Here is an 18,591-nt window from a genome sequence, read left to right on the forward strand (position 1 = left end):
TGAGTAAAGAGGTCTTATGGCAGCTTTGTCCTCCCCCCGAGTGCGGTCCGCAGCCGGCGCGCCTGGGTCACCAGCTGGGACGAACTCCTGCGCTCCGCCACCTCCGTGAGCCCGGACACCGGCTCGTGCGCCCCGGTCCGCTCCGCGCAGTCCGCCGCCACGCTCAGCAGATCGCCGAGCCCGCGCAGCGCGGTGGGCGGCTCGCCGCTCGCGAGCAGCGTCGGCAGCAGCCCCCGCAGCACCCCGAACACCGTCCCGTACGCGCCGGTCGACGCGGCCGTGCCCAACGCGTCGGCGAGCCGGGTCAGCCGGACGCCGCCCGCCTCCCACACCCGCGCCGTCAGGGAGCCCAGCAGTCCCGCGTCGAGCTCGTCCCGGGCCGCCAGGATCAGCAGGGCGTCCACCCCCGCGAGCCGGTCCTCCGCGTGCCGCGCCGCGAGCCCGTACACCACCGACAGGTGCACGGCCGGTCCGGCCGCGCCCGGGGCCTCCGCGAGCAGCGGCAGATACGCGGTCACCCCTCTCGACCCTTCGACCGCGCAGCTGGACAACTCACCCAGCAGCCGGGCCGCCACCGCTTCCCGCCGTCCCGGCAGGGCCGCCAGGAGGTGGCCACCCGTGGTGCCGGCCCCGGAATCGCCCCACCAGTACGCCCGTATGTCGTCGACGGCCACCAGCGGAAGGCCGAGACGCTGGAAGGGTGCCGGGAGTTCCTCCTGGAGCTCGCGGTCCTCCCGGAGCTCCACCAGGACCCGGCCCACGGCCGGCCACAGCGTGGCCGTCGGACCCTGTGCCGGGGGCGCCGCCAGCCAGGCCGCGAGCCGGTCGCCCTCCCGGGTGCCGAGCGCCGCCGCACTCGTCGCCGCGTCCGCCGCCGCCCGCGCGTCCGAGCGGTCCACCCGCAGCAGGGCCTGTGCCAGGTCGGCCGCACCGGCCCGCGCCCCCGTGTCCCGGTACGTCCGCAGCCGCTCCACCAGCTCGCCCGGCTCGATGAAGCCCGTGCTCCAGGTCGGCGTCGCCAGCAGGAACGGCACCGGCCTCGTCCGGATCCGGTACGCCACCTCCCACAACCGCGCGTCGTAGCAGCGCTGCAGGGCCCGGTCCGAGCGGTCGGCCCGCACCTCGTGCCCGTGCTCGGCCCCGTGGCGCAGCGTGCGCAGGTGGAGCACCTCGACGACGCTCGCCGCCACGACCTCCAGGCCGTACGTCGACTCCCGGAACGCGCCCTGCACCCGCCCGTACGTGTCCGCGCCGGACCACCAGCAGCGCGCGACGACCGGGGCCAGCGCCGCCGCCAGGCCCTCACGGTCGCGGAAGGCATGACGCACCAGCCCGTCCAGCGTCCTCTCGAACGCCGACACGTCACCGCCGGACGCCAGGATCGCGCCCACCTCCTCGGCGACCTCCGCCGCCGCATCGGGCGCGGCCGCCAGCCGGAACGGCTCCTGCATCAGCGGCAGCAGCTCCGTGTACGGCTCCTCCGGGGCGAGCTCCACGCCGAGCGTCTCCTCGGCCAGGGGACGCAGACCCGGCGTCAACTGCGCCGCCGCCTCGACCAGCACCTCCCGGGTCGCCGGGTCCGCCGCGCCCACGTGCCGCGCCACGAGCTTCAGCGCCCGCTCCTGCACCTCCGTGTCCGCGTGCCCGAACGCCTCGCCCACCGCCGGCAGCAGCACGTCCTCGACCGGCGGATCCCCCGCGCCCGCCCGCGACCTGAGCACCTTGCCGAGCAGCACCAACTGCGCCCGCACCAGCTTCTTCTCCGTGCGGAACAGGACCGCGCCCGACACCTCGGCCAGCGTCCGCACCGGCAGCACACCCGCCAGGGCGAGCCCGCCGAGCACCTTCTGCGCGTGCGCCGCCACCGGCGACGATCCGTCGGAGCACATCGCCGCCCAGTCGGCGACCCGCTCGCTCTCCTCGTCCCGGTCCGGCGCGAGGGCGTCCAACACCTTCAGGAACAGCCGCAGGTCGGAGGGGCGCCCGCCGCGCAGCAGCCGCGCCACGCACCCGTCGAGCAGTACCTTCCGCTCCAGCACCTCCCCACGCGCCAGCTCCGCCAGTGCCCGGGGCCAGCTCTGCGCGCTGTCGGACGGGAACCAGTCGAGCCGCCCGCCGATGTCCTCGGTCTCGAACAGCGCCGCCGTCAGCTCCGCCACGTGCGGCTCCGTCCGCAGCCGGTCCGCCAGCGAACGGTCCGTCCTGCGCCCCGCGTTGAGGCTCCCCACCCAGCCCACGACGTACGACTCGGTCACCGGCACCGGGCATCCGGCCAGCTCGACCAGCCCCGCCATCAGCTCGTACGACACCCCGCGCGACGCCGGCAGCGCCGCCAGGCGGTGCGCCACGTCGGCCAGCCACGCCGCCTCCCGGCCCGCCAGCAGGTGCAGCAGCACGCGCGGCGCCACATGACGCTGCCACACCCACTCGCTCGCCCCGAGCCAGGCCGCGGCCGCCGCCGCCCCCGTGTGGCAGGCCGCCCCCGCGAGCTGGAGCGCCGGATAGGCCTTGCGCGCCTCCGAGTCCCAGGGCCCCTCGCGCAACTCCTTGCGCAACTCCTTCAGACCGGGCAGGCAGGCCCGGCGCTCGGCGTCCGACAGCCCGTCGAGCAGATCCGCCACCTCGGCCACACGCCCCGCACGCACGGCGGCCAGCAGCTTCCCGGCACCCATCACGCCCCCAGCGCGGTCGTCGTGCGCGGGTCCGCCACGCCCCAGGCCGTGTCCTCGTCGGCCGCGCTCCTGCGCGCCATCCGCACCGCGAGCGCGTGCTTGCAGGGCCCGCGCCCACCGCGATACCTGGCCCACCACAGACACGTACACCTCGACGTCCCCCCGTCCTCGCGGACCCGGTGCACATGACCGTCGTCCGCCGTCACCGTCCCCGCCCCGTCCTCGATCGTCACCGCGCCCGCGCTCACCAGGGCCCGCGCGTCCCGCAGCCGCGGATTGTGGCGCTCCACGCGGCCCGCGTCGTACGGCAGTTCACGGTGGAAGTAGGCCGCCTCCGCCGTGTCGTAGCCGACCCGCCCCGACGTGCCCAGGCGCACGAGCGCCGCGCGCACCCGCTCCACCGGCAGGCCCGAGGCGGCTGCCAGGTCGGCGAGGTCGATCCGCGGCTCCCACGCCAGCAGCACCGAGATCAGCTCGGCGTCCTCGGCGGCCCGGTCGGTGGCCAGCGCGTCCAGTACGCCGCCCTCGCCGGAGAACCCGCGCGCCGCGTCGGGGGAGAGTGTCAGGGTCAGCCGCATCCCCGGGAGCACCGCCTCCCAGGCGCTGGACACCGCGGCCCGGGTGGCGGCGGCCGGGCCGTACACGCGCAGCGCCGTCGCGTGCCGCAGCACCCGCTGCAGCGCGACCAGACGCTCGGGGCCCGGCAGGCACACCGCCCCGGGCACCGGCCGCGAGGTCGGGCGCAGCCCGCGCCCGGCCGGCACCACCCACCGGGCCTCCCGGCCCGACGTGCGTGGCAGCGAGCGCAGGAACCGCACCGCCTCCGCCGCGTCGAGCTCGGCCCGCAGCTCGAACCCGGCGGATATGACCTGTGCCTCGGCGAAGCCGCGCAGCCAGCGGTCGGGCAGCGGCACCTTCTTCTCGACCACGGGCCCGTCGAGCGTGGTGACCGCCAACTCCTGCGGCCCCACTCGCAGATGCAGCGGATCGTCACCGCCGATCCGCGAAAGGGCCTCCCGCAGGGGGTTGTTCACATCGACGTTCGTGGTGCCGTGTCCCACCTCCTGGCCGTCGAGGCCCTGGTCAAGGACGTCGAGCCGCGCGTACACACCGCCGCAGCCCGAGAAGGACTCGAAGCGCAGCCGGTCACCGCTCCCGGTCACCACCGGGTCGAGCGAGGCGGCGAGCCGCTGCTGGTGATAGCGGGCTGCCGCCACGTCGGCGACCGCCAGCAGCCCCGCGGCCGCGACCTGAGGAGAGGTCAGGAACCCGCTGAAGAACCGCGGATGATCCCGCGGACCGGCGGGCGTCGCGCCCCGTGACGTCTCGAGTCCCAGCTGCCCCACACCCCCGGCGGACTCGAACACGGAGGGTCGGCAATAGGTAACGGCCTGTGTTGATCGCGTCATGGGTGAAACCGTAGAGCCGACCACTGACAATCGCTCTGACCTGCGGTTTCAGTCGATCCGGGGGGTGGGGCAGGGGTGTCGGGCGGCGGGGCTCACTGGCCGACACGCCCCGGCTGCAGCGTCTTCGAGAACAGTACGTCGCCGCCCTCCTGCCGCAGGCGCACCGTCAACTCGCCGCTGTCGCCGTCGATGTCGACCTCGCCGAAGTACGGCGGGGTCTCGGCCGGGGACGTGTTCGCCCGCGACGGAGCCTTGAGGAACACCTGCTGCGGGCCGAACGTCCCGTCGAGCTTCACCGCCGGGAACCCGCCCGCGGCCAGAGGCCCGGACACGAACTCCCAGAACGGCTCGAAGTCCTGGAACGCGGCCTTCTCCGGCTCGTAGTGCTGCGCCGAGGTGTAGTGCACGTCGGCCGTCAGCCACACCGTGCCCGTGATCCGCCGGTGCTTGATGTGCCGCAGCAGCTCCGCGATCTGCAGCTCCCGGCCGAGCGGTGCGCCCGGGTCGCCCTGTGCCAGCGCCTCGAACCGCGTCGCGCCGTCGGGCACGACCAGGCCGAGCGGCATGTCCGAGGCGATGACCTTCCACGTGGCCCGGGACCGCGACAACTCGCGCTTGAGCCAAGCGAGTTGTTCCGCGCCGAGGATCCCGGTGGTGTCGTCGGCCTGCCGGTTCGAGGAGTTCGCGTTCCGGTACGTGCGCATGTCGAGCACGAACACGTCGAGCAGCGGCCCCTGGTGCAGCACCCGGTACACGCGGCCGTCCGGGTCGCCGGCGGGCAGGGACGAGACCGGGAAGTACTCGCTGAACGCGCGCAGCGAACGGGCCGAGAGCACGTCCGCGTTCTTCTCCGTGTACCGGTCGTCGGCCAGCAGCTGGCCCGGGTACCAGTTGTTGTGCACCTCGTGGTCGTCCCACTGAGTGATCGTGGGGACCTGCGCGTTGAACCGGCGCACGTTCTCGTCGAGGAGGTTGTACCGGAACGCGCCGCGGAACTCGGCGAGGGTCTCGGCGACCTTGGACTTCTCCTCGGTCGTGATGTTGTGCCACACCCGTCCGTCCGGGAGCGTGACGCTGGGCTGGATCGGGCCGTCCGCGTAGATGTTGTCGCCGCTGCACAGGAAGAAGTCCGGGTCCAGGGCGCGCATGTCCTCGTACACGCGGTAGCCGCCGCGGTCCGGGTTGATGCCCCAGCCCTGGCCCGCGATGTCTCCCGACCACAGGAAGCGCACCCCGTCGCGCCGGGACACGGACGCGGTGCGGAACGTGCCCTCGACCGGCTCGCCCGTGCGGCGAGGGTCGTCCGGATCGGCGAGGACGACCCGGTAGTGGATCTGCTCGCCGGGCGGCAGTCCGCGCAGCCGTGTCGTGCCCGTGAAGTCGGTGCCGGGGCCGAGCAGCGGGCCCTGCCACCGGGTCACGTCGCGGAACGACCCGGTGCGCGAGGTCTCGACGACCATCCGCGCGGGCCGGTCCGAGCGCACCCACACCAGACCCGAGTGCGCCGTCACGTCACCGGCCTGCACACCCCAGCCGGCCTCCGGCCGTCCCGAGAGGGCGAACGCGGGCGCGGCGGAGCCGATCGCCGGCAGGGCGAGCGCCGCCGACGCGCCCAGCGCCCCGCGCAGGACTCCACGACGGCCGGGCAGCGGACTCGGGGAACGGTGTGACATGGGCGCCTCCAATGACGGTTCCGACGACGGGTGCGGGGCCATGGATCGCGCGCGGCGCCGCGGAGCCACACTTACGGCTTGCCCACGGCGCGCACACGAACCTCAAGTGAACAACCGCCCCTGCCGTCATGGGAACAGGGCACGCGCGCGTGGCGCCGCGCAGCGCCGGCCTACTCCTGCGCGGTCTGCTTCCAGTCCTGGACGAGCAGTCCGAGCAGCACCTCGTCGAGAAACTCGCCCATCACCCACGCCGAGGAGCGCAGCACGCCCTCGCGGACGAATCCGTTGCGCTCGGCGCAGCGCAGCATCGCCGCGTTGTCCGCCAGCGTCTCGATCTGCAGCCGGTTCAGGCCGCGGATCACGAAACCGTAATGGCACAGCACCGACACTACGTCCGTCGCGTAGCCCTGACCGCGGGCGGAGGGACGCAGGCCCATGCCGATGTGCGCGGCCCTGTTGTGCGGGTCGATGCCCCACAGCTGCGCGGCCCCGAGCAGGGTGCCGTGCTCCAGGTCGACGACGGAGAACTGGATGTTGACCTGGTCCTCGTCGTCCACCAGGAACTGGGTCTTCTTGGAGCCGGGCGTGATCGGCCGCCAGGGCTTCCCGTTGGCGCGCGATGTGGTGACCACGTCGTCGTAGAGCTCGGCCTGCAGGACCGGGACGTCGTCCTCGTGGCGGGCCCTCAGCCCGACCTTGCTGCCCTTCAACATGCGGACTTCCTACCGGGCCGCGCGACGGCACGGCAACCGGAATTCGTCCTCAGGCCGGCCGCCCGCCCGAAGGCCGCGCCGCCTCCGCCAGGAGACGCACGCCCTCGGTGATCCGCGCGGGCGGCACGTGGGCGTAGCCGAGCACCAGGGACACCCCGGCGGCATCCGTGCGCCCGTAGGCGCTGAGCGGACGGACCGTCACGCCCGCCTCGGCGCAGCGTTCCAGGAGGCGCCGCTCGGGTCCGTAGTGTTCGGGGAGGGTCGCGATGGCGTGCAGGCCCGCCGCGATGCCCGACACACGCGTGCCGGGCAGATACGTCTCCAGGGCGGACAGCAGCACGTCCCGTCGTTCCTTGTAGGCGCGCTGGCAGCGGCGCAACTGGCGGTCGTAGTCGCCACGTTCCATGAAGTGCGCGAGAACGGCCTGGTCGAGCGTCGGATTGCCGAGGTCCATGTACTGCTTGCGGGCGACGACCTCGTCGGCGAGGCCGTCGGGGACGACGAGCCAGCCCAGGCGCAGGCCCGGGACGAGGGACTTGCTCACCGAGCCCGTGTAGGCGACGCGGTCCGGATCCAGCCCCTGGAGCGCGCCCACGGGAGCCCGGTCGTAGCGGAAGTCGCCGTCGTAGTCGTCCTCCACGACGATCCCGCCCGCCTCGCGCGCCCACGCGAGCAGCCCCGCCCTGCGGTCCGCGGAGTAGGCGATGCCGGACGGGAAGTGGTGCCCCGGATTCGTCACCACGGCGCGTACGCCCGAGGCCCGCAGCGGGCCGAGCGCGAGCCCCTCGTCGTCCATCGGGAGACGCACGACCCGGGGCCCGGCCGTCGCGAACAGGTCCTCGTACTGCGGGCTGCCGGGGTCCTCGACGCCCACGGCGCGCTCCCCGCGCGCGTGGAGGACGATGCCCAGCAGGGTCACCGCCTGGGTCACCCCGGAACACACGACGATCCGCTCCGGGTCCGCCACGACACCGCGACGCCGGGTCAGCAGCTCCGCCAGCGCCGTACGCAGCCGGGGCAGACCGCGCGGATCGGGATAGCCGAGCTGCTCGTGCGGCAGGTCCGCGAGGACGGCCCGCTGCGCCGCCGACCACGCCGCCCTGGGGAACATCGACAGGTCCGGGCGCCCCGCCACGAAGTCCACCCGGCTGTCTCCCGGCCGGCGCGGCGACAGATCCCGCACGGCGGGCGCCCCGGCCCGCACCGCGTCGCCCACCCAGGTGCCGGCGCCCCGGCCGCTGCGGAGATAGCCCTCGGCGGTCAGCTGCTCGTACGCGTCCGTGACCAGCCCCCGGGACACTCCGAGGTCGCCCGCCAGGTCCCGGCTCGACGGAAGCCGGGTGCCCGGGGCGAGCCGGCCCGATCGCACCGCCTCCCGCAGCGCGCTCTGGAGGGAGCGGCCACGCGCGCGTGCGGGGGCTGCCGCCGCGGGCAGCAGCAACTCCCAAGCGGCGGAAGCCTCCTGGGGGAGCGAGGACGGGATCATGAGGGCGCACCCTACTGGGACGACCGGCTCCCCGAAGAGTCCTCCAGCGGCTCCCCGTTCCAGACGCGTGCTTCGGAGAGGCCACGAAGGGCGGCGCCGATTGGTCCCCGAGAACGCACCACGATTGGACCCCGAACGGGACCACCGCGCCTCCTAGCGTCGATCCCATGAACGCCACCACCTTGCGCGGCTCCGCCCTCGCCGCCCTCGCCTGTGTCCTCGTAGGAGGCTCGTTCACCGCGAACAGCGTCCTGGGCGACTACCCGTACGCGGGAGGCCAGTTCCTCCGCTACGGCCTCGCCTTCCTGCTGCTGCTCCCCCTGGTGGTGCGCAGCGACGGTTTCGCACCACTGAAGCGGCTCACCGGACGGCAGTGGGGGCGGCTCGCCCTCCTCGCGGCGGTCGGCATGGTCGGCTTCAACCTCGCGGTACTCGCCGCCGAACGAACGGCGGAACCCGCCGTTCCCGGTGTCTTCGTAGGGTGCGCGCCCGTGATCGTGGCCGTACTGGTCCCCCTCCTGGACGGGCGGCGCCCACGACGGCCGGTGCTCCAGGGCGCGTTGCTGGTCGCGGCCGGGGCCTTCACCGTCCAGGGATGGGGGCGCACGGACCTCCCGGGGCTGCTGTGGTCGGTGGGGGCGCTCGCGGGAGAGGTGGGCTTCGCGGTGCTCGCGGTCCCGGTGCTGCGCCCGCTCGGCCCGCGCCTGCTGTCCTGCACGGTGTGCGCGGTCGCGGCGGCCGAGTCGGCGATCGCCGGGCTCGTCCTCGACGGCACCGTCTGGCTGCGCGTACCGGACCCGGCCGAGACCGCCGCCCTGATGTGGCAGGCCGTCGTCGTCACCGTGATCGGCTTCGTGTGCTGGTACGCGGGCATGCAGCGGATCGGCGCGGAGCGCGCCACGCTGTTCTCCGGACTCATCCCTGTGGCGGCGGCCTGCACGGCGCCCCTGGTGGGCGCGGGGACCTACGGACTCGCCCAGGGCGCCGGCAGCGCGCTCGTCGCGGCCGGGGTCGCCCTGGGCTCCGGGGTGTTCGGTGCCCGGTCAGCGGCTGGTGTCGAGGATGACGCGGGCGACGAGCGCGGGGTCGTCGTTCATCGGGACGTGACCGCAGCCGGGCAGCCGGACGAGACGGGCCCCCGGCAGGACCTGCTTGGCGCGCACGCCCTGGCGGCGCAGGAGGAGGCGGTCACGCGTGCCCCAGGCGACCGTCACCGGGATCTCGGGGATGTCGTCGCGGAACTGGACGGTGCGGCCCGCGCGGAGCGTCTCGCGGAAGCCGGGGGCCTCGCGCAGCGCCAGGGTCTCGGCCACGACCGCCTCGGGTGAACGACGGCCGGGCCGCGCGTAGATGGTGCTGGTGAGCGCGGTGCGCCCGGCCGCCGAGCGGGACAGCCGCTCGATCGCGGGGAGCGGCAGCGCCCGCGCGCCCTGACGCATCGCGAGGAGCGTGCCGAACGCGTAGCGGCGCTCCGCCTCGGTCCAGAAGCCGGCGGGGGAGAGCGCCGTGACCGACCTCACGCGCTTCTCGCGGCCCAGGTCGAGGGCGAGGAGCCCGCCCAGCGAGTTCCCGGCCACGTGGGGCCGCTCGATGCCGAGGTGGCGGCAGAACGCGTCCAGGACGGGGACGACCGTCGACAGGTCGTAGGCGAGGCCGTCGGGCAGCGCGGGTGAGGCGCCGAAGCCCGGCAGGTCGAGGGCGACGACGTCGCGTTCGGCCGCCAGGATCGGCAGCACCGGCTGCCAGGCCTGCCAGTGGTGCCCGATCCCGTGCAGCAGGAGCAACGGCTCCCCGGACCCGCTCCGCTCGTACGTGACGGTCACCTCGCGGGACCCGCCGTGGCTGTCGATGGTGAAGGTCGCCCTGGCCATGTCGCTCGCTCCCTGTCCCCGCCGCGCCCCGACGGTCCTTAGACTCCTTGTCAGCAACAATTACCGCCGAGTAGGCCCGAGTTCAAGAGGGGCGGCGCCCGACATCGGCCGGTCCGCCGGGCCGGCCTGGACAGCGCGTCGTTCGTCGGTTGGGATGGAGACGTGGCCACCGATACCGTGATCGACCTCTTCGAAGAGCACCGGCCCGTCCTCATGGGCGTGGCCTACCGCATGCTGGGGCGCGTCGCCGACGCCGAGGACGTGGTCCAGGACGCATGGCTGCGCTGGTCCCAGGCGGACCGCGCCGACGTCCGCGAACCCCGCGCCTATCTGGTGCGCATCACGACCCGCCTCGCCGTCGACCGGCTGCGCCAGGCCCAGTCCCGCCGCGAGTCCTACGTGGGCCCGTGGCTGCCCGAACCACTCGTGACCGACTTCGGCCCCCGCGTGCCCGACACCGCCGAACAGGCCGTGCTCGCCGACTCGGTGTCCCTGGCCGTGCTCGTCGTCCTGGAGTCGCTCTCGCCCCTGGAGCGTGCCGTCTTCGTCCTGCGCGAGGCCTTCGGGCTGCCCTTCGCCGAGATCGCCGCCACTCTGGAGCGGGGCGAGGCCGCCGTGCGCCAACTCGCCGCCCGCGCGCGCAAGCACGTGGAGGAGCGCAGGCCCCGCTTCGACGTCGACCCCGCGCAGCAGCGCGACCTCACCGAGCGGTTCCTCGCCGCGGCCGCCGACGGGGACCTCGACGGGCTCATGAAGATGCTCGCGCCTGACGTCAGCCTCGTCGGGGACAGCGGCGGCAAGTCCAAGGCGCCCGTCCGCGTCATCGAGTCCGCCGACAAGGTGGGCCGCTTCGTGCACGGGGCCGCGCGCCAGGGGGCGCAGCAGGCCGACACCTCGTACCGCTTCCTGGAACTCAACGGCGCCCCGGCCGTCGCCTTCCTGGTGGGCGGCAAGATCGACGCCGTCATCCAGCTCGGCGTCGCCGACGGGAAGATCCAGCAGGTCTACATCGTGCGCAACCCCGACAAGCTGCAGACGCTCCTGTGAGCCGCTTCCTGTAGGCATCGTCCGGACGAAGGCCCGTCCCGCTGTCGCGGGGCGGGCCTTCGCGTGTGCCCGGCCACGCGCGCGAACGCCGTGTGAACGGTGTGCGGCCCCGCATGAACGCTCCGCGGCGGGGCCCCTGTGCGGGGCGTACCCGATCGAGCATTGGTCTTGACCAAGTCAGGAGCGGGTCCTACGCTCGCAGGGATAGTGCAGGAACCTTTAATAAACAAGGGCGCTAAATAGCCGCCGGGACATGGCTGTTGCGGAGGACAGGGTGGGGACCACGCAGTTGGAAGCGGCTCCGGAGCCGAAGTACTGGCATCTGCGGACCGTGCTGAGCGAGGCGCTGGACTCGGAGTTCTCCGTGGGCGAGATCCTTCCGAACGAGCGTGACCTCGCCGCCCGATTCGGTGTCGCCCGCGCCACGCTCCGGCAGGCTCTCGAGCAGCTGGAGCTGGAGGGCCGCCTGCAGCGCCGCCGCGGCGTCGGTACCACCGTCGCCCCGCCTCGCGTGGGCGTCGCCGTGGCCTCCACCGACGAGGACCGCCCCGGAGCCAGCGCGGACGCCTGGCAGGTCGTCGACTCCACCCGCGACGCCGCCCCGGCCGCCGTCGCGGGCATGCTCGGCGTCCGGGCGGGCGAGAGCGTGCACGTGCTGCGCCGCCGGCGCGTCTCGCACGGCCAGACCGTCGCCGCCGAGCTGCTCTACGTTCCCGCCGCCTCGGTGCCCGGGCTGACCGCCATAGACGCCCCGTCCGGCCCCGCCCGCGGCCGCGCCGTGCTGCGCGAGCTCCAGCGGCAGGGCCTCGACGGCCAGGACCGTGCGGTGGAGCTGGGCTCCGTGCGCGCGGAGGACGCCAAGGAGCTGGACCGCCTGCCCGGCGCCCCGGTCCTCGTGGTGACGACGCGCTACTTCAGCAAGGGCACGACGGCGGCGGTCGCCGTGGCCACGTACCGCGCGGACACCTGCCGCCTCACCTTCGGCGACACCCCGAGTGTGGAGATCCACCACACCCCGGAGTCCCACGCGTCCTGAGAAGCACCGTCCGCGGAGCGTCCCGAACCCCGGTCGGCCGTGTTCCGGGGGTCGGCGGGACCGGGGTTCGATTCGGCCACGCGACGGAACACCCGGCGCAAGTCCGCCCTCACGGCCGCCCCCCACCGGACCCCGCACCGCCTTTACCAATCGCTCCAGGGCGTCTGGAGTCGCCCGCGCGGCGCGTGTGGGCGGGCCGAACGGAAAGCCCGCGCCCATCGGTCGGCCATGCGACCGGGTGCCTGGTTCGAGGCCGCCCTCAGGGTCCGGCTGCCATCCCGGACCGATGCACCCCAGGGCGTCGTGGCCCCGCCCGCGCGGGGCGCGCAGGCGGGGCCGAACGGAGAGCCCGCGCCCATCAGCGGTGGGCCGACCGTCGGGGCCTGCCGCCCGCATCGCGCCGGCACTACCGCCCTGGACGCGCGCCCCACCTGGTGACCAGGCTCGCTGGCCCGCGCAAGGGTCGGCCCAGCCCCGTGGTCCGGCCCCGCCCGAGGAACCTCAGCGGCGCGCCGACACCGTGCCCTCCGTCGCGAACAGCTGCGCCTCCACGTGATCGAGCGCCAGGCGCAACGCCCCCGTGGCCACCGCCGCCTCCCCGAGCATCGACAAAGCGACCCGCGGCGGACGCAGGCAGTAGCGCTCCAACTCTTGCCGCAGCGGGTCGAGCACGCCGTCCAGGCCGGCCGCCCAGCCGCCGACGACCACGAGCTCCGGGTCGAGGGCGAGGACCAGCGCCGCGACGTCGTGCACCAGCCGCTGGATGAACCGCTCGACGGCGGCACCGGCCCGCTCGTCGCCCTCCTTGGCCAGCGCGAACACCTTGGCCACGGCCTGCTCGTCCAGCGGGTGCAGCGGCTCGTCCGTCGTCGACAGCAGCGTCTCGGGCCGCACCTCGCGGCCGAGCAGATGCAGCGCACCGATCTCACCGGCTGCGCCCCCGAAGCCGCGGTGCAGCCGCCCGCCGATCAGCGAACCGGCCCCCGGGCTCAGCCCCGCGAGCACCATCACCATGTCGTCGGTGTCGACACCCGCACCCTTCCAGTGCTCGGCGACCGCCGCCGTGTTCGCGTCGTTCTCGACGATCACGGGGCACCTGAAGGAACGCCGGAGCCGGTCGCCGAGCGGCAGCCCCGTCCACTCCGGCAGCGCCGTGCCCAGCCGTACCGTGCCGTCGGCCTCCACGATCCCCGGGCTGCCCACCCCGACCGCGCGCAGCGAGTCACGGGCCACGCCCGCCCGGCGCAGCAGATCGGCGACCGTGCCGCGCAGCTTCTCGAGGCGCTCGTCCGCCGGGGCGGTCTCCGACACGTCCTTCGACGCCGAGCCGAGGATCCGGCCGTCGAGCGCGGAGAGCACGGCGGCGACCCGGTGCGGCCCGATCTCCAGACCCAGCAGATGCCCTGCCTCGGCCCGGAAACGGAACTTGCGCGCGGGGCGCCCCTGGCGGCGGGCGCTCGGCGCCGTGCCGTCCGTCTCGACGACGAGACCGGCCTCCATGAGCCCTTCGACGACGCCCTCGACGGTGGGCCGGGACAGCCCCGTCACCCCGGTGATCTCGGTGAGCGTCGCGAAATCCGTGGCCCGCAGCGCGTGCAGCACCACCGCGGAATTGATCCGCCTGAGCAGAGAGGGGTCCCCGCCGGTCAGCCGCCCCAACGTCCGTCCTCCCAGCTAGTGCGCGTGTCCGCCGGATGCTACTCGCCGCACGGCGCGGCGGCGAGACTCGGGGTGCACCGATGTGGAACGCGCCGCTCACCCGCGCGGGACGCGATCCGGGACGATCCGGACCTCAGCTCGGGGTGACGAAACCGGATTCGTAGGCGGCGATCACGGCCTGGGTCCTGTCCCGCGCCCCGAGCTTCGCGAGGACGGCGCTCACGTGCGACTTCACCGTCTCCGTGCCGACGACGAGATCCGCGGCGATCTCCGCGTTGGACAACCCGCGCGCCATGCGCCGCAGCACCTCGCCCTCCCGCTCGGTCAGCGCGGCCCGCTCCAGCGCGGTGCGTGCCGCCGACGTGCCGTACTCCGCGGCGAGCCGCCGTACGGCCGCCGGGAAGAGGAGCGAGTCGCCCGCCGCCACGAGGCGCACCGCGTGCACGATCTCCGCCGGCCGCGCCCGCTTCAGCAGGAACCCGTCGGCGCCCGCGCGCAGCGCCCCGTACACGTACTCGTCGTTCTCGAAGGTGGTGACCACGAGGATCTTCGGCGGCCGGTCCACCGTGCGCAGCACCGCGCGCGTGGCCTCGATCCCGTCGAGGAGCGGCATCCGTACGTCCATCGCGACCACGTCCGGCCGCAGCTCGCGCACCAGCGGGACGACGGCCGCACCGTCCGCGGCCTCGCCGACCACCTCGATGTCCGGCTGCGCCTCCAGCACGGCGCGCAGACCGGCGCGGACCAGGGGTTCGTCGTCGACGAGAAGCACGGTGAGCGGCACGGCGCCAGCCTAGATCACCCGACCGGCAGATCGACGTGTACCTGCCACTCGTCGCCCAGGGGGCCCGTCCGCGCGTGGCCGCCCAGCAGCGCGGCCCGCTCCCGCACCCCACGCAGCCCGCTCCCCGTGCCGCCGGACCCGGCCCTGCCCCCGGAAGGCAGCGGATTGCGCACCTCCAGGAGGAGCCGCCCGCCGTCGACGGCGAGCTCCACCCGGACCGGCACCGCGCCACAGTGGCGCAGCACGTTCGTGAGCGCCTCCTGAAGGATGCGGTACCCCTCGCGGGACACCGGCCCCGGCACCGCGTCCAACGGACCGCGCACCTCCACGTCCACCTTCGCGCCGGACGCCCGCGCCGAGTCGAGCAGCCGGTCGGCCTCCTGGAGCGTCGGACGGCTGCTCGCGGGGCGCTCCGCCTCCCGCAGCACCATCAGGACGCGTTCCAGGTCCTCCAGGGCCGCCCGCCCCGTCTCCTCGATGGCGTCGAGAGCCCGGTCCGTGAACGCCGGATCTCCCGCCGCCCGCGCCGCCCCCGCCTGCACCACCGCGACCGTCAGCGCGTGCCCGATGGAGTCGTGCAGTTCCCGCGCGATGCGATTGCGCTCCAGCAGTTGCTCGGTGCGCTCCTCCAGGGCGGCGAGACGCTCCGCCGCCGACGGGCCCAGCAACAGCAGGGAGGCGCGCGCCGTCAGCCATCCCGCGCCCGCCACCACGTAAAGGAGCAGGCACAGGGGGAGAGGGATCAGTGCGGCGCACCACCAGCCGGGTCCGGGTGTGGGCAGCACGGAGACGGTCTCCGGCGTGTTCCCCGCCGCGGCGCCCGTCAACTCCAGCGAGACCGCCACCAGTTGCCCAGAGAGCAGAGCGACGGACAGGCCCAGGAACAGCCGCAGGAGCAGCCACCCGCTGGTCCTGGCCCGGTCCCGCCAGGACGCCGACGGCGCCACCGAGACGCCGCCCTCCTCCCCGTCGCCCGCCACGCGCGTGTGCCCGCCCGGAAAGAGCAGCAGTCGTGCCTGCAGGCCCTCCGCCCTCCGGGTGGCGGGAAACAGTCCCGCCACCACCAGAAGGGGAACCGGCACCGCGTACACGAGCAGCCAGTCCGTGAGGGACGGCCGCGACAGACCGGGGTAGATCATGGCGCACACGAAGGCGAGAACCGCCGCACTCAACAGATGCAGCCAACGGGTGTACGTCACCGCGCGGAACAGCGGTCTCACAAGGCGGGGCATGCGCCCATCGTGCCAGCAGCCCCGCACCCGAAGGCTCCCCCGCACGGGGGAGACGATCTCCACCGGCGGGGGAGGACCCGTACCCCCTCGCCGGGCGAGGCTGAAGCCATGACCAGCATCGACGTCTTGGACCTCACCAAGGAGTACGGCACGACGCGCGCCGTCGACGGACTGACCTTCAGTGTCGAGCCCGGCCGCGTCACCGGCTTCCTCGGCCCGAACGGCGCCGGAAAGTCCACCACCCTGCGCCTCGCCCTCGGACTCGACCGCCCCACCTCGGGAAGCGCGCTCATCGACGGCCGCGCCTACGGGACGTACGCGGAACCGCTGCGCACCGTGGGCGCGCTCCTCGACCCCCAGGCCGCCCACGGCGCCCGCACCGCACGCGACCACCTGCGCGCCCTCGCCGTCAGTAACCGCATTCCCGCCCGCCGCGTCGAGGAGGTCCTGGAACAGGCCGGCATCGCCGCCGTCGCCAAGCGCCGCGTCAAGACGTTCTCCCTCGGCATGCGCCAGCGCCTCGGCATCGCGGCGGCCCTGCTCGGCGACCCCGAAGTGGTGATGCTCGACGAGCCCTCCAACGGGCTCGACCCCGAAGGCATCATCTGGATCCGCGAGTTGATGCGCGAGCTCGCCCGCGCGGGACGCACGGTCCTGGTCTCCAGCCACCTCATGAACGAGACCGCGACCTTCGCCGACCACCTCGTCGTCCTCGGCCGCGGCCGGCTCCTCGCCGACACCTCGATGCCCGACTTCATCGCCGCGCACAGCGCGCGCCGCGTTCACGTGCGCACCACGGACCCGGCCCGGCTGCGGACCGCGCTCACCCGCGCGGGACACGCCGTCACGCTCGACGACGGCCGGCTCCTCGTCGACGGGGCGACCGCGGCCGACGTCGGCGCCCTCGCCGCAACGGAAGGGGTCCCCGTCCTCCAACTGGCCGACGAACAGGCCTCCCTGGAGGACGCCTACCTCGCCCTGACCGCCCGCGAAGCCGAGTTCACCGGCACGTCCACGTCCCTCCAGGAGGCCTGATCATGTCCACCACCGCTGTGCTGCACTCCGAGTGGATCAAGATCAGATCCCTGCGCGGCAGCTTCGGCTCGCTCGTCTCCGTGTTCGCCGCCACCGTCGCCATCACCCTCCTGGTCACCGCGACCATCGGACAGGACGAGGCCCGCGCCGACGGCGGCGACGACCTCCTGTTCTTCGCCTTCTACGCCCTCAACTTCGGCCAGATCGCCGCCATCGCCTTCGGGGCCACCGCCGTCTCGTGCGAATTCCTCAACGGCGCGCTGCGCGTCTCCCTGACCGCCGTCCCCGACCGGAACCGCCTGTACCTGTCGAAGCTCGCGGTGATCGGCGCGAGCGCGTTCGCCGTCGGCACCCTCACCACCTTCACCGCGTTCCTCGCCGGACAGGCCTTCATGGGGTCCTACGCGCTCGGCCTCGGCGACACCGGAGCCGTCCGCGCCTGCCTCGGCGGCGGCGTGTACCTCGCGCTCATGGCGCTGCTCGCCGCCGGGCTCACCAGTGTGCTGCGCAGTGCCGTCGCCGTGCTGAGCATCCTGGTGCCGTTCATCCTCATCGTGTCGTTCGTCGTCGGTGACGTGGCCGGCAACGCCGCCGACTTCCTCCCGGACCGGGCCGGACAGCAGGTGCTGCGCGAGCACACCGCCGGCTCGCTCGGGCCGTGGACGGGACTCGCGGTGAGCGCCCTGTGGGCCGCGGCCGCCGTGCTCGCGGGCTGGTGGGCCGTGCGCCGCAGGGACGCCTGACTCCGGGGCTTCCGTTGTCGGCGGGAGGAACTACCCTGCGTGCAGGGGATCTTGAGCGCCGGTCCGCAGGGGCCGGCGCGACGGTCGAGCAGCAGCCACGGCACGCAGGCCACGGCACGAAGGGGAGCACATGAGCGACGACAGCGCGCAGCAGCCGGGAGAGCGGATCGCCAGCCACATCGCGCACAACGCCCGTGTGTGGAACTACTGGCTGGGCGGCAAGGACCACTACCAGGTCGACGAACAGGTCGGCGACATGGTCACGTCCATGTACCCGAGCATCGGCGAGGTCGCGCGCGCCGACCGCGCCTTCCTCGGCCGGGCCGTCACCTTCCTCGCCGGGGAGGCGGGCGTCCGCCAGTTCCTCGACATCGGCACGGGCCTGCCGACGGTGGACAACACGCACGAGGTCGCCCAGCGCATCGCCCCCGACGCGCGGATCGTCTACGTGGACAACGACCCGATCGTGCTGACCCACGCCCGCGCGCTGCTCACCAGCACCGCCGAGGGAGCGACGAACTACGTGGACGCGGACGCCCACGACCCGCGCGCCATCGTCGAGGCCGCCTCCGCCACCCTCGACTTCGACCGCCCCGTCGCGATCATGCTGCTCGGCATCCTGAACTTCGTGCTGGACACGGACGAGGCCGCGGCGATCGTGCGCCGTCTCGTCGACGCCGTCCCGTCCGGGAGCTACGTCGTCCTCACGCACCCCACCCTGGAGCTGGGCGGCGAGGGCAACGAGGCGGCGATGAAGTTCTGGAACGAGAACGCGACCCCGCCGATCACCGCCCGCACCGGCGCCGAGGTGCTCGGCTTCCTGGACGGCCTGGAGCTCGTCGAGCCCGGCCTCGTCTCCTGCGCGCGCTGGCGCTCCGAAGGCACCGAGGAGGGGCCGCTGGTGGCCCAGTTCGGCGTCGTGGCCCGCAAGCCGTAGCGGTGCGGGGCGGCGCGGGAGTGGACCGATGGCCGGGGGCTAGTCCGGCACGGCGGCGGCTGCCTTGCGCAGCCGCGCGTACTCCTCCGCCATCGTCGTGGCCGTCCAGTGCGCGTTCAGGCCGCTGGGATTGGGCAGCGCCCACACCCGGGCGCCTCCGATCTCCCGTTCCTGCGGCCCGATCGCGGGGGTGGGGGCGGCGCGGGCCCCCCCCGAAGGGGGGTAGCCCCCCGCCCCCCCCCCCCGCCGGGGCAGCCCCGGGTGAGGATCGCGGGTGTGTCAGCCCCCCCCCCC

Annotated in this window: 14 protein-coding genes and 2 pseudogenes; 6 read left to right on the top strand and 10 right to left on the bottom strand. The window is 74.1% G+C overall.

All coding sequences use genetic code 11. From position 1 onward, the window contains the following. Positions 1-14 precede the first annotated feature (14 nt). The 5 genes from ACFW9D_RS07575 to ACFW9D_RS07595 all read right to left on the bottom strand — a co-directional run bounded on the left by ACFW9D_RS07575 (position 15) and on the right by ACFW9D_RS07595 (position 7,953). The gene (locus ACFW9D_RS07575; RefSeq protein ID WP_384619007.1) at positions 15-2,672 is read right to left on the bottom strand and encodes a DUF6493 family protein; all 2,658 of its coding nucleotides are present in this window, start codon (positions 2,670-2,672) and stop codon (positions 15-17) included. Then, positions 2,672-4,081 carry an SWIM zinc finger domain-containing protein gene (locus tag ACFW9D_RS07580; protein WP_384619010.1) on the bottom strand — a complete coding sequence of 470 codons (1,410 nt, stop codon included), beginning with the start codon at positions 4,079-4,081 and terminating at the stop codon, positions 2,672-2,674. The genes ACFW9D_RS07575 and ACFW9D_RS07580 overlap by 1 nt, the downstream gene beginning before the upstream one ends. A gap of 92 nt (positions 4,082-4,173) precedes the next feature. Then, positions 4,174-5,754 carry an alkaline phosphatase D family protein gene (locus tag ACFW9D_RS07585; protein WP_384619013.1) on the bottom strand — a complete coding sequence of 527 codons (1,581 nt, stop codon included), beginning with the start codon at positions 5,752-5,754 and terminating at the stop codon, positions 4,174-4,176. A 170-nt stretch (positions 5,755-5,924) separates the two neighbouring features. Continuing rightward, on the bottom strand, positions 5,925-6,467 hold the full coding sequence (locus tag ACFW9D_RS07590; RefSeq protein WP_384619015.1) for a GNAT family N-acetyltransferase: 543 nt from the start codon (positions 6,465-6,467) through the stop codon (positions 5,925-5,927). A gap of 49 nt (positions 6,468-6,516) precedes the next feature. Next, positions 6,517-7,953: a PLP-dependent aminotransferase family protein gene (locus ACFW9D_RS07595; protein WP_384619019.1), complete on the bottom strand. Its 1,437-nt coding sequence runs from the start codon at positions 7,951-7,953 to the stop codon at positions 6,517-6,519. A gap of 167 nt (positions 7,954-8,120) precedes the next feature. On the opposite strand from ACFW9D_RS07595, the pseudogene ACFW9D_RS07600 reads away from it, so the two are divergent. Further along, a pseudogene (locus tag ACFW9D_RS07600) lies at positions 8,121-8,960 on the top strand (DMT family transporter); the annotation flags it as partial. Between the two features lie 36 nt (positions 8,961-8,996). Here ACFW9D_RS07600 and ACFW9D_RS07605 read toward each other — a convergent pair. Next, entirely contained in the window at positions 8,997-9,824 is an 828-nt protein-coding gene (locus tag ACFW9D_RS07605; RefSeq protein WP_384619022.1) for an alpha/beta fold hydrolase, read from the bottom strand. A gap of 162 nt (positions 9,825-9,986) precedes the next feature. On the opposite strand from ACFW9D_RS07605, the gene sigJ reads away from it, so the two are divergent. Then, complete coding sequence (gene sigJ / locus ACFW9D_RS07610) at positions 9,987-10,871, top strand: RNA polymerase sigma factor SigJ (protein WP_188340199.1); 885 nt, start codon at positions 9,987-9,989, stop codon at positions 10,869-10,871. Between the two features lie 274 nt (positions 10,872-11,145). Beyond that, positions 11,146-11,907 carry a GntR family transcriptional regulator gene (locus ACFW9D_RS07615; protein WP_384619108.1) on the top strand — a complete coding sequence of 254 codons (762 nt, stop codon included), beginning with the start codon at positions 11,146-11,148 and terminating at the stop codon, positions 11,905-11,907. Between the two features lie 501 nt (positions 11,908-12,408). On the opposite strand, the gene ACFW9D_RS07620 is transcribed toward ACFW9D_RS07615, so the two are convergent. The 3 genes from ACFW9D_RS07620 to ACFW9D_RS07630 all read right to left on the bottom strand — a co-directional run bounded on the left by ACFW9D_RS07620 (position 12,409) and on the right by ACFW9D_RS07630 (position 15,582). Further along, positions 12,409-13,566 carry an ROK family protein gene (locus tag ACFW9D_RS07620; protein ID WP_384619024.1) on the bottom strand — a complete coding sequence of 386 codons (1,158 nt, stop codon included), beginning with the start codon at positions 13,564-13,566 and terminating at the stop codon, positions 12,409-12,411. A 133-nt stretch (positions 13,567-13,699) separates the two neighbouring features. Further along, positions 13,700-14,350, bottom strand: coding sequence for a response regulator transcription factor (locus ACFW9D_RS07625; RefSeq protein ID WP_188340201.1), 651 nt, complete (start codon positions 14,348-14,350; stop codon positions 13,700-13,702). Positions 14,351-14,364: 14 nt separating this feature from the next. Further along, positions 14,365-15,582 (bottom strand): sensor histidine kinase, encoded by a 1,218-nt coding sequence (locus tag ACFW9D_RS07630; protein WP_384619027.1) that lies wholly within the window; start codon positions 15,580-15,582, stop codon positions 14,365-14,367. A 108-nt stretch (positions 15,583-15,690) separates the two neighbouring features. On the opposite strand from ACFW9D_RS07630, the gene ACFW9D_RS07635 reads away from it, so the two are divergent. From ACFW9D_RS07635 to ACFW9D_RS07645, 3 genes are all read left to right on the top strand, one after another. Then, complete coding sequence (locus ACFW9D_RS07635; RefSeq protein WP_384619030.1) at positions 15,691-16,617, top strand: ATP-binding cassette domain-containing protein; 927 nt, start codon at positions 15,691-15,693, stop codon at positions 16,615-16,617. 2 nt (positions 16,618-16,619) lie between these two features. After that, a complete protein-coding gene (locus tag ACFW9D_RS07640; RefSeq protein WP_188340204.1) occupies positions 16,620-17,360 on the top strand; it encodes an ABC transporter permease in 741 nt (246 codons plus the stop codon). Positions 17,361-17,490: 130 nt separating this feature from the next. Then, positions 17,491-18,297, top strand: coding sequence for an SAM-dependent methyltransferase (locus ACFW9D_RS07645; protein ID WP_384619034.1), 807 nt, complete (start codon positions 17,491-17,493; stop codon positions 18,295-18,297). A gap of 39 nt (positions 18,298-18,336) precedes the next feature. Here ACFW9D_RS07645 and ACFW9D_RS07650 read toward each other — a convergent pair. Beyond that, positions 18,337-18,483: pseudogene (locus ACFW9D_RS07650) on the bottom strand (mismatch-specific DNA-glycosylase); the annotation flags it as partial. Positions 18,484-18,591: the final 108 nt, after the last annotated feature.

The sequence above is a fragment of the Streptomyces sp. NPDC059524 genome, from assembly GCF_042749255.1.
In the GTDB taxonomy this organism is placed as follows: Bacteria; Actinomycetota; Actinomycetes; order Streptomycetales; family Streptomycetaceae; genus Streptomyces; species Streptomyces xanthii.

What these genes read in the sequence shown, in the direction of transcription:
- ACFW9D_RS07575 (WP_384619007.1), bottom strand. Translation starts at nt 2,672, where the DNA reads ATGGGTGCCGGGAAGCTGCTGGCCGCCGTGCGTGCGGGGCGTGTGGCC.
- ACFW9D_RS07580 (WP_384619010.1), bottom strand. Translation starts at nt 4,081, where the DNA reads ATGACGCGATCAACACAGGCCGTTACCTATTGCCGACCCTCCGTGTTC.
- ACFW9D_RS07585 (WP_384619013.1), bottom strand. Translation starts at nt 5,754, where the DNA reads ATGTCACACCGTTCCCCGAGTCCGCTGCCCGGCCGTCGTGGAGTCCTG.
- ACFW9D_RS07590 (WP_384619015.1), bottom strand. Translation starts at nt 6,467, where the DNA reads ATGTTGAAGGGCAGCAAGGTCGGGCTGAGGGCCCGCCACGAGGACGAC.
- ACFW9D_RS07595 (WP_384619019.1), bottom strand. Translation starts at nt 7,953, where the DNA reads ATGATCCCGTCCTCGCTCCCCCAGGAGGCTTCCGCCGCTTGGGAGTTG.
- ACFW9D_RS07605 (WP_384619022.1), bottom strand. Translation starts at nt 9,824, where the DNA reads ATGGCCAGGGCGACCTTCACCATCGACAGCCACGGCGGGTCCCGCGAG.
- ACFW9D_RS07630 (WP_384619027.1), bottom strand. Translation starts at nt 15,582, where the DNA reads ATGCCCCGCCTTGTGAGACCGCTGTTCCGCGCGGTGACGTACACCCGT.
- ACFW9D_RS07635 (WP_384619030.1), top strand. Translation starts at nt 15,691, where the DNA reads ATGACCAGCATCGACGTCTTGGACCTCACCAAGGAGTACGGCACGACG.
- ACFW9D_RS07640 (WP_188340204.1), top strand. Translation starts at nt 16,620, where the DNA reads ATGTCCACCACCGCTGTGCTGCACTCCGAGTGGATCAAGATCAGATCC.
- ACFW9D_RS07645 (WP_384619034.1), top strand. Translation starts at nt 17,491, where the DNA reads ATGAGCGACGACAGCGCGCAGCAGCCGGGAGAGCGGATCGCCAGCCAC.